General features: G+C 69.3%; 14 protein-coding genes and 2 pseudogenes. 8 read left to right on the plus strand and 8 right to left on the minus strand.

Annotated features, from left to right (window positions below):
* Window positions 1-361 precede the first annotated feature (361 nt).
* Window positions 362-637, plus strand: coding sequence for an isoamylase early set domain-containing protein (locus tag JYK04_RS22985; protein ID WP_189738532.1), 276 nt, complete (start codon window positions 362-364; stop codon window positions 635-637).
* A 59-nt stretch (window positions 638-696) separates the two neighbouring features.
* On the opposite strand, the pseudogene JYK04_RS22990 reads toward JYK04_RS22985, so the two are convergent.
* The 3 genes and pseudogenes from JYK04_RS22990 to JYK04_RS23000 all read right to left on the minus strand — a co-directional run bounded on the left by JYK04_RS22990 (window position 697) and on the right by JYK04_RS23000 (window position 3,469).
* Window positions 697-1,747, minus strand: a pseudogene (locus tag JYK04_RS22990) (serine hydrolase domain-containing protein).
* Between the two features lie 87 nt (window positions 1,748-1,834).
* Window positions 1,835-2,702, minus strand: a pseudogene (locus tag JYK04_RS22995) (glycosyltransferase family 4 protein); the annotation flags it as partial.
* Between the two features lie 206 nt (window positions 2,703-2,908).
* On the minus strand, window positions 2,909-3,469 hold the full coding sequence (locus JYK04_RS23000) for a hypothetical protein (RefSeq protein ID WP_189738535.1): 561 nt from the start codon (window positions 3,467-3,469) through the stop codon (window positions 2,909-2,911).
* A 264-nt stretch (window positions 3,470-3,733) separates the two neighbouring features.
* Here JYK04_RS23000 and trhA point away from each other — a divergent pair, with 264 nt between their 5' ends.
* Window positions 3,734-4,519, plus strand: coding sequence for a PAQR family membrane homeostasis protein TrhA (trhA, locus tag JYK04_RS23005; protein ID WP_189738538.1), 786 nt, complete (start codon window positions 3,734-3,736; stop codon window positions 4,517-4,519).
* Between the two features lie 66 nt (window positions 4,520-4,585).
* On the opposite strand, the gene JYK04_RS23010 is transcribed toward trhA, so the two are convergent.
* On the minus strand, window positions 4,586-4,945 hold the full coding sequence (locus JYK04_RS23010; RefSeq protein ID WP_189738541.1) for a PRC-barrel domain-containing protein: 360 nt from the start codon (window positions 4,943-4,945) through the stop codon (window positions 4,586-4,588).
* Window positions 4,946-5,455: 510 nt separating this feature from the next.
* Here JYK04_RS23010 and JYK04_RS23015 point away from each other — a divergent pair.
* On the plus strand, window positions 5,456-6,664 hold the full coding sequence (locus tag JYK04_RS23015) for a PP2C family protein-serine/threonine phosphatase (protein WP_189738658.1): 1,209 nt from the start codon (window positions 5,456-5,458) through the stop codon (window positions 6,662-6,664).
* Window positions 6,665-6,712: 48 nt separating this feature from the next.
* Here JYK04_RS23015 and JYK04_RS23020 read toward each other — a convergent pair whose 3' ends face one another.
* A complete protein-coding gene (locus JYK04_RS23020) occupies window positions 6,713-7,051 on the minus strand; it encodes a MerR family transcriptional regulator (protein ID WP_189738544.1) in 339 nt (112 codons plus the stop codon).
* A gap of 1,280 nt (window positions 7,052-8,331) precedes the next feature.
* Between JYK04_RS23020 and JYK04_RS23025 the strand changes: the two genes are divergently transcribed.
* Window positions 8,332-8,547 (plus strand): hypothetical protein, encoded by a 216-nt coding sequence (locus JYK04_RS23025; protein ID WP_189738547.1) that lies wholly within the window; start codon window positions 8,332-8,334, stop codon window positions 8,545-8,547.
* A 215-nt stretch (window positions 8,548-8,762) separates the two neighbouring features.
* The gene (locus JYK04_RS23030) at window positions 8,763-8,936 is read left to right on the plus strand and encodes a CsbD family protein (RefSeq protein WP_189738550.1); all 174 of its coding nucleotides are present in this window, start codon (window positions 8,763-8,765) and stop codon (window positions 8,934-8,936) included.
* 75 nt (window positions 8,937-9,011) lie between these two features.
* On the opposite strand, the gene JYK04_RS23035 is transcribed toward JYK04_RS23030, so the two are convergent.
* The 3 genes from JYK04_RS23035 to JYK04_RS23045 all read right to left on the minus strand — a co-directional run bounded on the left by JYK04_RS23035 (window position 9,012) and on the right by JYK04_RS23045 (window position 10,452).
* Window positions 9,012-9,458 (minus strand): DUF2267 domain-containing protein, encoded by a 447-nt coding sequence (locus tag JYK04_RS23035; RefSeq protein ID WP_189738553.1) that lies wholly within the window; start codon window positions 9,456-9,458, stop codon window positions 9,012-9,014.
* 54 nt (window positions 9,459-9,512) lie between these two features.
* On the minus strand, window positions 9,513-9,908 hold the full coding sequence (locus tag JYK04_RS23040) for a DUF2267 domain-containing protein (RefSeq protein ID WP_189738557.1): 396 nt from the start codon (window positions 9,906-9,908) through the stop codon (window positions 9,513-9,515).
* A gap of 109 nt (window positions 9,909-10,017) precedes the next feature.
* Window positions 10,018-10,452 (minus strand): Hsp20/alpha crystallin family protein, encoded by a 435-nt coding sequence (locus tag JYK04_RS23045; RefSeq protein ID WP_189748824.1) that lies wholly within the window; start codon window positions 10,450-10,452, stop codon window positions 10,018-10,020.
* A gap of 129 nt (window positions 10,453-10,581) precedes the next feature.
* Between JYK04_RS23045 and JYK04_RS23050 the strand changes: the two genes are divergently transcribed.
* The 3 genes from JYK04_RS23050 (at window position 10,582) to JYK04_RS23060 (ending at window position 12,433) form a co-directional block, all read left to right on the plus strand.
* Complete coding sequence (locus tag JYK04_RS23050) at window positions 10,582-11,262, plus strand: HSP18 transcriptional regulator (protein ID WP_202186078.1); 681 nt, start codon at window positions 10,582-10,584, stop codon at window positions 11,260-11,262.
* 74 nt (window positions 11,263-11,336) lie between these two features.
* A complete protein-coding gene (locus JYK04_RS23055) occupies window positions 11,337-11,735 on the plus strand; it encodes an STAS domain-containing protein (RefSeq protein WP_202186079.1) in 399 nt (132 codons plus the stop codon).
* Between the two features lie 422 nt (window positions 11,736-12,157).
* Window positions 12,158-12,433 carry an isoamylase early set domain-containing protein gene (locus JYK04_RS23060; RefSeq protein ID WP_189743748.1) on the plus strand — a complete coding sequence of 92 codons (276 nt, stop codon included), beginning with the start codon at window positions 12,158-12,160 and terminating at the stop codon, window positions 12,431-12,433.
* The last annotated feature ends 1,405 nt before the right edge of the window (window positions 12,434-13,838 follow it).

Here is a 13,838-nt window from a genome sequence, read left to right on the forward strand (position 1 = left end):
GCGAGGTAGAGCACGTCGGCGATCAGGAGCAGTACGCCGGCGGAGACCAGGTACAGCATGCCTTCGACGGTCGCGCCGACGATGATCAGCACGATCGCGGCGGTCAGCAGGAGGTAGAACACGGCCATGGTGGGATGCCTCGGTTCGCGGTTGCGCGTGCCGGAGGCGCGGCAGGATGGTCGTGGCGACCGTGCTGTTTGCGTCCTCGGCCTCGGGGGTCGTGCGGCAACGAGGTGTTCCTCGCGCGGTGTCAGGGGCGGCTACCAGTAGTGCCGTCGTGGCTGCGTCGGAAGGCGGGCCGTCCCTTCAGTGCCGAGGATGGGCGAGATCCCCACCCGCCACCTGCTGTCAGGAGCCCGTCATGCTGGAGCGGAAGCTGCGCAAGGACCGCACGGAGGTCACCTTCGTCCTGCCGGCCGACACGCCACCCGGCCCGGTCAGCGTAGTGGGCGACTTCAACGACTGGCAGCCCGGTACCCACACCCTGCGGCCGCGCAAAGACGGGAAGCGCGCCGTCACGGTCGAGCTGCCCAGCGCCAGCACCCATTCCTTCCGGTACCTGGCCGCCGGTGATTACTGGTTCAACGACGAGAGCGCCGGCGACCAGGACGGCCCCAACAGCCGTCTGCACACCTGATGGATCCAGGGGCGTGACCTGGTGAGGCCCGGCTGGAGGCCGACCAGCAGTTGATCCACCTACGTCGTCTGGGGGTCCTCCACGGCGAAGGCGGTCGCCCGGAAGGCGTTGCGGGCGCCGGTGAAGGGCTCGCGGTCGCGGTTGTAGCGGAGCTGTTGGTGAGGAGGGCGGCCCGGCGCCCCTGGGCGCGGCTGACCCACATGCCGGTGCCGGTGAAGCCGTAGTGGACCCAGATGTCCTGGGCGGGGCCGGTGCCGGGGGCGGGGTGCCAGAAGAGGCCGCGGGCGGGGCTGAGTTCGCCGGTGTGGATGCGGAGGGAGTCCTTGATCCAGGTCGGGCCGAAGGCGGCCCGGGTGGGGGCGAGCATGTGGCGGAGGAAGAGAGCCAGGTCGTCGAGGACGGAGAAGGTGCCGGCGATGCCGCATACGCCGCCGAGGAGGCGGGCGGACAAGTCATGGGCGGTGCCCTTGAGGTGGGTGCCGGTGGTCTCGTCGTACTCGGTGGGGGCGCAGCGATCGGCCTCGGCGCTGGGGAGGGGGCCGAAACTGGTGTGGGTCATGCCCAGTGGGTGCCAGATGCGGTCGGTGGCGAGCTGGTCCAGGGGATGGTCGAAGAGGTGTTCGGCGAGGTGGCCGAGGACGAGGGCGGCTCGGTCCGTGTACTCGACGGCTTCGCCCGGCCGGCGGTGAAGTGCTTCGTGGAGGACTCCGTCGCGGATGTCCTGGGGGTCGGTGCCGTAGAGGTTCTTGAAGTTGGGACGCAGGGGCAGCCCGGCGGTGTGGGTGAGCAGGTGATGGGCCGTGGCCTCGGCAAGGGGGTGGCTGGCGACCTCGTCCCAGAAGGTGCCCAGCGGGGCGTGGAGCTGGAGTTTTCCCTCTTCCACGAGGGTGCCGACGGTGATCCAGACGGCAAGGATCTTGGTGAGGCTGGCGACGTCGAAGACGGTGTCCAGCCTCATGGGCTGGTCGGGCCGGTCGGGGTCGAGGAGGCCGACAGCTCCGCTGGCTGGATGCCATCGGCGTCCCCGACCGCCCACACCGCGCCGGGGTAGACCTCGTCGCGCACGCCGGCCTGCAGGAGGTCTTCGATCCGGTCGCCGGTGTGGGTCATGGTCTCCCGATCGTCGTGGGCCGCGGGTGGTCCACTGGCCAGGTTGGTGACGCGGCCGGGGCGGTGCCTGCTCCGCCACAGGCGGTGTCAGGCGAGCCGTCGGCCGAGGTCGGCGATGGCTGCGACGGTGGTGCTGAGCGGGACGCGGGCGGCGTTGGTGCGGCCGGATGCCCGGAGCATCTCCAGCAGGCCGGGGGTCGTGCGCAGGCGGTGGAGGTCGTGGGCGGCGGTGGTGGCGTTGGTGAAGTCGGTTGCCAGGCCGGTGCCGGAGAGGGCTTCGCTGAGTCCCGGGACGGGTTGGTAGAGGACGGGGAGTCCGCAGGCTTGGGCTTCGAGCGCGACGAGACCCATGGCTTCGAGGGTGGTGGACGGCACGGCCAGGACGTCGTGGTCGGCGCAGACCTTCCAGAGCTGTTGCCGGCGGAACCAGCCGAGGTAGCGGACGTGGACGGATGACCGGTGTGAGGTCGTGGAACCGGGCGCGCGGGGCGGCGATGCCCAGCTCGACTGAGGGGGTGGCCGAGATGGCTTGGAGGAGGGGTTCGAGGCCCTTCTCGGAGCTGAGGCGGCCTGCGAAGAGCACCCGCAGGTGGCTGGTGGGGCGTCGGGCGGATCGCGGTGGTGGGCTGGTCAGGAGGTGGTCGGGGATGCCCCAGGGGATCTTCTCGATCTTGCGCCTGTCGGTCTTGGGGGTGAGCTTGAGGAGGCGGGCGGCCATGGCGCCGGTGGGGACGACGATCGCGTCGGCGGCGGTGGCGGCCTCGCGCAGGACGCGCAGCTGCGTGCTGTGGTTCTCGGCGTAGAGGAGGCCGGTGCCGTGGACGAACGCGATCCGCGGGTGGGCGGGGGCGGCGCCGAAGGCCAGGTGGTGCAGGTGCAGGACGCCGATCTGACGCGGGTCGATGGCGGACGTCATGGCGTGGCGCAGGTTCGTAACGTATCGGTTGAAGGCGGGGGCCGACGCCAGGGTGCGCGCTGCCCGCGTCACGGGAGCGGTGAAGAGGCAGGCGAAGGGCGCCTGACGATCGGTGGGTGAGGGGAGGGAGGCGTCCCGCCTTCCTCCCCCACCGGCTCTCTGGGTGCCGTTGGACCCGAACAGAAGCGGCGGCGCTCGTCGATGGCCCGTCTACGGCCGTGCCGTGTCGAGAGGAAACCTGGCGCTCAGGCACGCCTCCATGCGTCGAGGAAGGCTTTCCGCTCAGCCGGATCAGCTGCTTTGTGTTCCGCGTGCAGGACCCGCCAGGCGGTGAGTTCGAGATCGCGGAGCCACAGCTCGCCGATGACCTGCGTCTTGAGGTCGGGGAGGTGGTCGGATTCGGCGAGCGCCTGGCCGATTACCTCTCCGGCTGCGACGCGCTGGGGCGGGGTCATCTCGTCGACAGCCGAGAGGATCTGACCGGCCAGACCTGTGCCTTCTCCGGCCAGCGAACTCAGCACGAACGTCTTGATGTTGGCGGGCAGCAGGTAGAGGGAGCCTGAGGTCCTCCACAGGTCCGACCAGAAGCGTTCTCCGGCTTCGGTGGGAGCGGGGAGCGCGGCCAGCAGTCCGAGGAGGTGCGCGGTGGCCGCGTACCCATCGGAGTGGGCGGATGCGACGACGGCGATGTCGGCGACGCGCTCCACGTCGATTCGGCCCGCTTCGAGGCGTGGGTCCAGTCCCAGTCGCTGTTCCAGCTGGTGGGAAAGGGGGGCGGATGCGTGGGAGCGAAACTCGGGAAGCATCGGCGGTCCTTGAACGTAGGAGAGCGGAGAGGCCCGTTCGGAAGCCCTGATCGTTCCCATGGCCCGCCGACTTACACGACTTCCACGGCCCCAGTTGGCGGCACGCTTCCAGGACCGGAATTATGGGCGGCTGGACGGACCAGGTCCGGCGGTGCCGGCCCGGTGGTCCGAGGCAGGCCTCGGGTAGTGCTCCTGCGGGCAGGCTCCTGACATGAGCACGTGGTTGCCAGTGACGCCCAGCAGTCCGAGGCAGGAAGGGAAGCAGTGTCCCGCGACGACGTCGAAACCGGCGGTGTGTCTTCCGCACCGACGGTCGGAGGCTGCGAGGCAAGTGGTCCTCCCTCCGGATCGCACCGTGACAAGGCCGCCGAGGACTCCCACCCGGTTGCCGACCTGGTCGAGCGAGCGGCCGATCTGGTGGAGCCGATCAAGCCGAAGCTACGAGGCTGGCTTCACGCCGGAATGGTCCCCGCATCGCTGGCCGCGGGCATCGTCCTCATCTGCCTGGCTGGGACGCCGCACGCCACCCTGGCCTGCACCGTGTACTCCGTCACCGCCTGGATGCTGTTCGGGACGAGCGCCGTCTACCACCTGGGGACGTGGGGACCACTCGGTGAGGCCGTTCTGCGTCGCCTCGACCACGCCAACATCTTCCTGATCATCGCCGGCACCTGTACCCCGCTTGCCGTGCTCCTTCTCGCCCCTGACCAGCGGTCCGTCCTGCTGTGGATCGTGTGGACGGGCGCTCTGGCCGGCATCGCCTTCCGTGTCCTGTGGGTCGGAGCTCCCCGCTGGCTGTACACCCCCTGCTACCTGGCCCTGGGCTGGGCACCGGTGCGTTACCTGCCCGACTTCCTGGACAGTGGTGGGACGCCCGTACTCGCCTTGATCGTGACCGGCGGGCTTCTCTACAGTGCGGGCGCGGTTGTCTACGCCCTTCAGCGCCCCGACCCCTCGCCCCGCTGGTTCGGCTTCCACGAGGTCTTCCACGCCCTGACCGTGGCAGCCTTCACCGCGCACTACATCGCCATCTCCTTCACCGTCTACTGAGCACGGCAATGTTCTGCCCGGGGCTGCTGTCGCCCTGGGGCGGGCGAGTTGCCGGCTGGCTTCGGGTCAGGGTGCGAGGGGGCGGCGGAGGGAGAGGTAGTAGTTGCCGACGGCGGACAGGTAGCGGTGGTCAGCCGTTTCGCTGTCGGTGGTGAACTGGGGAGCGGCTTTGATCTCTTCCCGGGTCCCTGTCACCCTTACCGTCCGTGTTTCGGTGTCGATGCCGGCGACGGCGCCGGCCGGGATCAGAATGCTCTTGCCGAACACCCACACGCCGGTGTCGACGACCAGGTGTTGCATGCCGGGCTGGTCCTGCTGGCGGTCCACGTGCCCGATGGTTCCGTCAGCCGCCTCAACCGTGAACCCCACCAGTGACTGCCGGGACGTGTAGCCGCTGTCCTGCGCGTACATCCACACACCGCTCACAACCCCGTCTCCTCACTCTCGGCTCGAAGGCGGCGGCCACAGCCACACCGCCGGCTTGAATCGTCCATCCCCATGCCCCGGTGCTTGCCTCGTAACCGGGTCCTCAGAGGATTCCGGGCGCGCGTGCTATGCCGGTGACCGGGCAGCGTCCCCGAGTAGGGCCGATGCCTGCTGTTCGGGTGAACCAGTCAGGCAGCGCGGCCTGCGCGGGCAGCAGCAGCCACCTGGCGTGCGGGTCCTCGGGCAGGGTTGAGCACGGTCGGCCCCGCGGGTTTCCCGGATCTGTGCCGGCCGTGGTCACAGGCTGCGACCCCAGATGGATGGCTTCGCGACGAGGCAGTGGGGGCCGACCGTAAGGCCTCGGGCGCTCGGAAAGAGCGTCAGGGAGCAGTTCTCGTGGAGGGGCCGGTCCCACGGTGTCGGAGGAGGAGAGGAGCGGTCATGCCCCCAACCGAGGAGCGAGATCCAGGCGCCCATCAGGGACGCGCCGGCGGAGAGCAGCTGGTGGAGGTGGACCTTGCGGGCGTGCTCGCGGCAGCGGAATCCGCCTCCCCTGTGGAGTCCCTGGACGTTGTCGCGCGGCTGCTCCGGGACCGCCTGCAGGCTGCCTCGGTCTCGTTCCTGATCGTCGACTTCACCGGTTCGTCAGTGGTGCGGCTCGGGGCAGCCGACAGCGTCGAGTCTGACGAGCCCCCTGAGCGCGTCGCTCTGCCCGGCACCCTCTACGCGGACGCGTTGCGCACACAGCGGCCGGCCCTCCAGCGAGAGGGCAACAGCCGGGTCAGGGTCGTGGCGCCCGTCACCAACCGCGGCGACGCCATCGGCCTGCTCGAACTCTTCCTGCCGGATCACCCCGACGACTTCGCGATGAGGCAGATCGGCGCGACCGCTCACGCCCTGGCCTACATCGTGATCGCCAATCGGTCCTTCACCGACGTCTACCAATGGGGTCGCCGTACACGGCCCCTGAACCTGGCCGCCGAGATCCAGCACCGACTCCTGCCCACCTCACTGGCGTGTGAGGCAGCCCAGTTCACGGTCGCCGGAGCGCTGGAACCGGCCACGCACGTCGGCGGTGACACCTTCGACTACGTCGTCGACCGCGACACCATGCAACTCTCCGTCACCGATGCCATGGGCCACGACGTGGAAGCCGCGCTACTCGCCACCCTCGCAGTGGGCGCCCTTCGCAGGGCCAGGCGTGCCGGCGCCGAGCTCGAAGTACAGGCCTTGGAGGCCAACCGGGCCGTCATCGACAACGGCAGGCGGGGCTTCGTCACTGGGCAGCTGCTGCGCATCAGCCTGCTCGACGGGACCACTCAGTTCGTCAACGCCGGGCATCCCTGGCCCCTGCGCCTCAGGCGGGAAAGGGTCGAGCAGATGGTTCCCGAGGTCGATCTCCCCTTCGGTATCCAGCCGCGTACCGACTATCGGGTGCAGCGGCTGGACCTGCAGCCGGGTGACCGCCTTGTGATGCTCACCGACGGCATGCTCGAGCGCCGCGCTGTGGAGGTCGATCTGCCCTCCCTGGTTGCGCGCACGGGCGATCTCCACCCCCGCGAGGCCTCCCGCGCTCTGGTCGCCGAGATTCTGCGCGCGCATGGCGGCCGTCTCGAGGACGACGCGACGGTCATGTGCCTGGACTGGCACGGTACCCACCAGGTCACACGCAGCGCTGACGCCGGGGCGGACCTGGCGGAGGCATCCGCACCCGAATAGCACTCCTTCGACGACCGAGGCCCGCCGATCCCGACGGGCACACTCGGGTCAGGCCGAGGACGGCGGCGCGGATGATTCGGCGGCGCGGCGGTACTCGGCGTTGATGCGCTGGGCTTCCTCGAGCTGGTCTTCGAGGATGATGATGCGGCAGGCGGCCTCGATGGGGGTGCCCTGGTCGACGAGTTCCCGGGCGCGGGCGGCAATGCGCAGCTGGTAGCGGGAGTAGCGGCGGTGGCCGCCCTCGGAGCGGAGCGGGGTGATCAGGCGGGCTTCGCCGATGGCGCGGAGGAAGCCCTGGGTGGTGCCGAGCATCTCGGCGGCCCGGCCCATCGTGTAGGCGGGGTAGTCGTCATCGTCGAGACGGCCGAACGAGTCGTCTGCTGTCATTGAACCTCTCTTGTGGAACGCGTGGAGGGGCCCTGGTGCCGTACGGCACCAGGGCCCCGAAGGAACTACTACACCATCTGTCGGCCCTGATACTGCGCCGACCCTGTGTTTCCGCCGACCCGACCGAGATGCTGCCGGGAGTGCGGGGATCGCGGTTGCTTGACCGGAGACCACCTCACTATCGATGTCCTGCGGTACCCGGGCTCAAGGCTTCCGCCCGGGCGATCCTGATGGTGCTCGGCTCCTCCGTTCTTCCCTCGGTGATCAACTGCTTACTGCTGGTACTGCTCTACTGCGTATTGCTGGTGGCCTGTGTCAGCGCCACTCTTCGGCAGCCAGCCCCGTTGCCCATCTTGCGTCTGCTCTGGCTTGGAACCCCACTGCCGAACTTCCCGGTGCGCGCGTCCGCAGCCGACGCCTTCACCGAGGTGCTACTCGCTTACTTCACTGCTGGGTACTTCGAACTGCACTTACAGGTACTGCCACTGCGTTAACTGCTGGCACTGCTCACGGCGGCCCCTGATGACTGCGGGCCACCCGGTCCGGTCGTCAGTCCCGTCGCCGTCCTGCAACAACCCTGGCTTCGGAACTCCACCACCGCACCGTCCTGCGCACTGCAACTGCGGGTACTGCTGCCCGGCAGTTCGTCTCTGCCAGGCCCTGCTGTCTCTCTGAGCTACGAGAGAAACCATAACCACGCCACAGCCCAATGTCTACTCCGGCCGTCGTAGATTTTCGTGTGGCGGGTGAGGAGGTAATCGACCTCGAACGCACGGTCGCTCCTGTCGATGCGCAGCACAAGGAGCAGCTGGGGGCGGTCAACGGTGTGTGCCTCATCGAGGGCCAGAGCAACGGTCGAGAGCGTCGCGGCACACCGGAAACGGTGTCCTGGAGGATGGAAGAATCGTTTTGACGAACGTGACGGACGATCATTGGACGGACTCCAGCCGCGGCGCACAGGCCGGCAGCGGCAAGCGCAGAGCGGTTGGCCGTCTTCCGGAACAAGCGCGCCGAAGGCCTTCCCGTAGCCCGGCACACGCCCGTGACCGGATTCCCGGAGAAGCGACGGACCAGGGCACACCCCTGTACACGCAGCTTGCCGAGGGATGGGCGGCCCGCGGCGCCGCCGTTCCCGGCCTCCCCGACCCGCTGTGGCAGCGTCTGGCCTCTTCCGAACACCTCAGGCGCGAGACGGAAAGCACCTTGCGCCAGCTCCACCTGGCGGGGGAGGCCCGCCCCGTGGATGGCTCAGCCGAGTCGGTTCAACCGGAGGCACTCCCGTGAACCACGCTGCACTGGTGTGCCGGGGCTGCTTCGGCAACCTCTACGCCGTCTCCAGCGACTGCGCCCCCGCCGCACCCTTGCCCACCTGGGAAGTCGACCACGACCACACCCCGGCCAACTGTCCCCTGCGCCCTCTCCTGCCGCTGGAAGGTGCGGCCGCTCACGTCCACGAGCTCCCCGACGCAGGCCACGTCCTGACCGAGCCGGCCTGACACGATCCCGGCTCGTCACCACCTCGCTCCGGCTCGCTGGCACGGTCCCTTCCATGAGGCGCCGCGCGGACCGCTGCGGCATCGAGGCCGGCTGGCCCATGGCCGAATGCTTCGCCCCGAGCGTCACCCCATTGCCGACCCGTCTGTTTGGGAGGGATCCCACCGGTCATACGGGGTTCTGTAAGACCTTTCCATCGAACAGGGAGTGATCAGCTGTGTCTGGTGAGCAGAAGGCCGAGGCGAAGGGCGAGCAGGCCAAGGGCAAGCTCAAGGAGACCGCTGGCCGTCTGACGGGCAATGAGCGGATGACCGCCGAGGGCCGCGCGGAGCAGGCCAAGGGCGATGCCCGCGAGGCCAAGGAAAAGATCAAGGACATCTTCAAGCACTGACCCCTCGTGTGCACGGGGCCGGGACCGCAGGAGCGGTCCCGGCCCCGTTGCATGTCCGCGCGCAGCTGGCTCCGGTCAGGCGGCGGCGCGCTGAGGCTGGCGCAGTTGCGCCTGTCCGAAGAGGAGTGCGTAGTCGTCGGGGAGTCGCTGGAGGACGCGGGCAAGGAGGTCGGGTCCGGCGAGCGCGGTGACGGTGGCGAGTACGGCGCCGGTGTCCCAGCGGGCGATGGCCGGGCTCACGCCGGTTCGTGCGGCCAGGTCCTTGACGAAGCCCCAGCCGGTGAGCTGCTCGGTATCGGGGATCTGGGCGGTCAGGGTGAGGGCGGCTTCGACGGGCAGGCACTGGGCGAGGTCGACGCGCTCGTCACCGGTGACCTGCCGGCCGAGCGCGGCAAGCACGGTGCGGACGGCTTCTTCCGCGCGTTCGCGGGTGGGGTAGGCGCCCTCGTAGCGGACGCGTTCCAGCATCTGGTCGAACGTCATGGCGGGGGTGGGCCGGTCCGGTCGAGGCTGGTCGTACATGGTGCTGCGGTTGCCTTTCTCTTCGAAGGTTCGAGTTCCGGCCGTCGGCGCCGGTCAGATGGGCTGGGGGTGGCCGAAGAGGAGGTCGTAGCCGGGCGGGAGCTGGATCAGGACCTCGCGCATGAGGACGTCACCCGCCGCTGCGGCCACGGTGGAGAGGACCGCGCCGATGTCCCACAGGGCCGTCTTCTCGGTGGCGCCCTCGATCCAGGCCGCGGTCGCGCGGACGAAGCGTTCGGGTGAGAGCGGTTCGGCGGCCTGCAGGGGATTCAGAAGGATCAGGGCGTACGTCTCGGGGAGCCGGGCGGCGAGCTCGGCCCGCACGGTGCCGACCAGGTGCGCGCCCAGTAGGGCCAGGACGACGCGCGCCGCCCGTTCGGCTTCCGGCAGGGTCGTGTACTCGCCGCGTTCCTGGACGTGGGTCAGGAACGATTCCCTGCGCATCGGCATCACAACACCTCCGAGAAAGGGTGAAGGGGGCCAAGGGGGTGCGGAGGGCGGGGTGCCGGAGGGGGAATGGGCTCTTCCCGCCCTCCGCTGCCGGCTGGTGCGGGAGGGTTCAGCCGGAGATCTGCTTGCGGCCGCTTTCGCCGCCGATGCTGATCTTGCGGGGCTTGGCGCGTTCGGCGATCGGGATCCGCAGGGTCAGGACACCCGCGTCGTACTCGGCTTCGATGTGCTCGGTGTCGAGGGTGTCGGCCAGCATGACCTGGCGGGAGAAGACACCGAGGGGCCGCTCGGAGAGCTCCATCTGCACGCCGTCGGACTTCTCCGCGGGCCGGCGCTCGGCCTTCACCGTCAGCATGTTCCGCTCGACGTCGATGTCGATCGCCTCGGTGCTCACACCGGGGAGGTCGAAGGCGATCACGTACACGTCGCCCTGACGGTAGGCGTCCATCGGCATCACCGACGGCTTCGACCACGTGCCAGACGTACCCGACAGCTGCTGGACGATCCGGTCCATCTCGCGGAACGGGTCGGTGCGCATCAACATCGCGAAACACCTCCAGTTGGTTCAGGCAGAAACTGCCAATGCGCTTCAACGTGCCTCCGTTGTAACATGTCATCGAAACGATGACAAGTAAGCAGTCATCTGGAGGATGACAAGCCAACGGAGAGTCCCATGAACGAGGCCGAACGCGATGCCACCCCACCGCCCACCCAGGTCCCCTTCCTCGCCGCCGCGGCGGCACTGGAGACCATCGACCAGGCCCTGCGGGACGCGCAGCGACCCTCCGCAGCACCAACGACGGCCCCGACGGGGCGCGCGCCGGACCCGGGTCCACACCCGGCCCTGGCCGCGCTGTTGCTGCTGCGCGAAGTCCGCGAGCAGCTCGCCGACTGGGAGAGCGGGCTGATCGAGACCGCCCGCGGGCGAGGCGCGAGCTGGGCCGACCTCGCGGGCCCGCTCGGGGTCGCCAGCCGCCAGGCCGCAGAACGGCGCTACCTGCGGCTGCGCCCGGGAGCGGCCGGGAGCACCGGCGAGCAGCGCGTCCAGGCCACGCGCGACACACGCGCCGCCGACCGCACGGTGACCGCCTGGGCCCGCGACCACGCGGCCGACCTGCGCCGTCTCGCCGGCCAGGTCACCGCTCTGACCGGTCTCCCCGAGGGTGCCGAGGGCGCCGTCGGCGACCTGAACCTGGCCCTCGCCGACGACGACGCCGCCCGCCTCGTCCGCCCTCTGATCGACACCCGTGCCCACCTGCGACCCGAGGACACCGAGCTCGCCGAACGCATCGACGCCCTGACCTGGCACACCGACCGGCTCCGCCAGGAAACCCACGACCAACGCAGCACCTGACCCGCCCCTCCCCCGAACCGCCGACCGGACCACGGGCTTCGGGGGCCACGCCACGAACCTGGGAGTGACCCACCATGGCCGAACGCCCTTCCCCGGAGGCCGGCGGCAACGCCATCGCCGTGGAAGTCCTGGAGCACGCCGTTGCCATCAGGCCCTCGGGCGAGATAGACATCGAGACGGCCCCCGCCCTGCGGTTCGCCCTCGCCGAAGCCCTCACCCACGCCTCGCCGGCCAAGCCCGTGACGGTCGACTGCAGCCGCGTCTCCTTCTGCGACTCCTCCGCGCTCAACGCACTCCTCGCCGCCCGGCGCGCAGCACAGGAGACCGGAACCGTCGTTCGCCTGGCAGCCCCCAACCACCAGCTCCTGCGCCTCCTGGAGATGACCGGCACCCTGCCCCTCTTCCCCGCGGACCACGACCCGCCGCCCGGCGACCGCTCTCCGGAGGGATGGCCGGACGGCCTGCCTCAATAGGCACACCGGTCGCGTACGGGCGCCGCCCGGGTCACCGGCGGGGACGGTCGCCTTCCGGGGCCAACCCCCTGGCGCCGACCAGGACCGAACCCTCGGGCCACCCTCGCTGAGGTGGGCTGGAGTGGGGGTGACACTGCTTCGGCGCCAGCCGGTCCGAAGTTTGGCGTGCTCGCCGAACGTCTGCTTCGCATGGCGCAGGACCCGGCCGGTGTGGCTACGGGGCCCCGGCCGGGTCCTGCTTGCGTGGGGCAATCCGTCGTCCTACCCCACGTGCACTGTCACATGTGCCCGGTTGCGCGTCCTGCCGGGTGCAGCGGGTGGGTGACCCGGTGGGCAGTACGGCGGCGTCGGCGTGCGCGGCTCCTGCTCTGCCCTGACCATGGGCCCGTACTGTCCCTCCCCCTGTCCGCCAGGAGTCTCTCGTGCTGGAACGCGCCGTGCGCAAGAACCGCGCCAAGGTCACCTTCGTTCTGCCCGCCGACATGCCTGCGGCCGAGGTGAGCGTGGTCGGCGACTTCAACGACTGGTGTCCCGGCGTGCACCCTCTTACCCTCCGCAAGGACGGCAACCGCGCGGTCACCGTTGAGCTGCCCACCGGCAGCAACCATTCCTTCCGCTACCTGGCCGCCGGTGACTACTGGTTCAACGACGACACCGCCGACGAGCAAGACGGCCCCAACAGCCGTCTCCGCACCTGATCGCGTCTGGCAAGTGCTCTCCGATGCCGGCTTCCAGAAGATCGCTACCGCCGGCGAAGGTGCGCACCTGATCCGGCATAGCTGCGGCGTCATGGTCGGTTGGCTTCCGGCGGGACACGCTGCCGCGAGTAGTGGGCGAATAAGTCCGGGCAGCCGCCGTCCTGGGCGATGAAACCGAGCTCTTCTCCGCGTTTAACCTTCACGACGAGGCCCCCACTCCATGCGGAACGCGGAGGGTAATCGCCCTGGTTCGTGACTAGCCGGGCCGCCTCCACGAGAGTGCCGTGGTCGACGAGCTCCCGGACGCGGGCGGCGGTGCGCAGCTGGGTAACGGGAGCAGTGGCGGAGGACGCCGGCGAGCGGAGCGGGTGATCAGACAGGCCTGGAGAGGAAGAGGGGGCGGAACGAAAGGAGGGGCCCCGGTGCGTTCAGCACCGGGGCCCCGAAGGAACTGCTACACCATCTGCCGGCCCTAGTCCTGCGCCGGCCTACTGTTTCCGCCGACCCGTCCGAACGGGGACAGGCTGTGCGGGGATCGCGGTTGCTCGACCGGAGACCACCTCACTATCGATGTCCTGCGGTACCCGGACTCACGACTTCCGCCCGGGCGATCCTGATGGCGCCTCAACTCCTCCGTTCTTCCCTCGGTGATCAACTGCTTACCAAACGGGAGAGACTGCGAACTGCGGGTTACTGCACTCACTGCGGTACTGCTCTACTGCGTACTGCTGGTGGCCTGTGTCAGCGCCACTCTTCGGCAGCCAGCCCCGTTGCCCATCTTGCGTCTGCTCTGGCTTAGAACCCCACTGCCGAACTTCCCGGTGCGCGCGTCCGCAGCCGACGCCTTCACCGAGGTGCTGCTCACTACTTCACTGCTGGGTACTGCGAACTGCACTTACGGGTACTGCCACTGCGTCAACTGCTGGTACTGCTCACGGCGGCCCCTGATGACTGCGGGCCACCCGGTCCGGTCGTCAGTCCCGTCGCCGTCCTGCGACAACCCTGGCTTCGGAACTCCACCACCGCACCGTCCTGCGCACTGCAACTGCGGGTACTGCTGCCCGGCAGTTCGTCTCTGCCAGGCCCTGCTGTCTCTCTGGGCTACGAGAGAAACCATAACCACGCCACAGCCCAATGTCTACTCCGGCCGTCATAGATTTTCGCGCCCGTCGAGGAGAGCTAGACCTCTGCGGTGGGACCAGATGTGCAGAGCATCCTGCACAGCAGGTCAGGGGCTCGGACGCCCTGTCCTGTACGGCCGCCGTACCGGTGGATTCGGCTGGCCCATGGTCACCGCAGCGCCCGAGCAACCGGTGTCACCCGTCGGCCCTCCGGCGGGAAGACGGTGAGTGCTCTTCTCGACCGGTAGTCCTCCCCGTCGAGAGAACGGGACGACCGGTGCATA

This window comes from Streptomyces nojiriensis, assembly GCF_017639205.1.
GTDB classification, from domain to species: Bacteria; Actinomycetota; Actinomycetes; order Streptomycetales; family Streptomycetaceae; genus Streptomyces; species Streptomyces nojiriensis.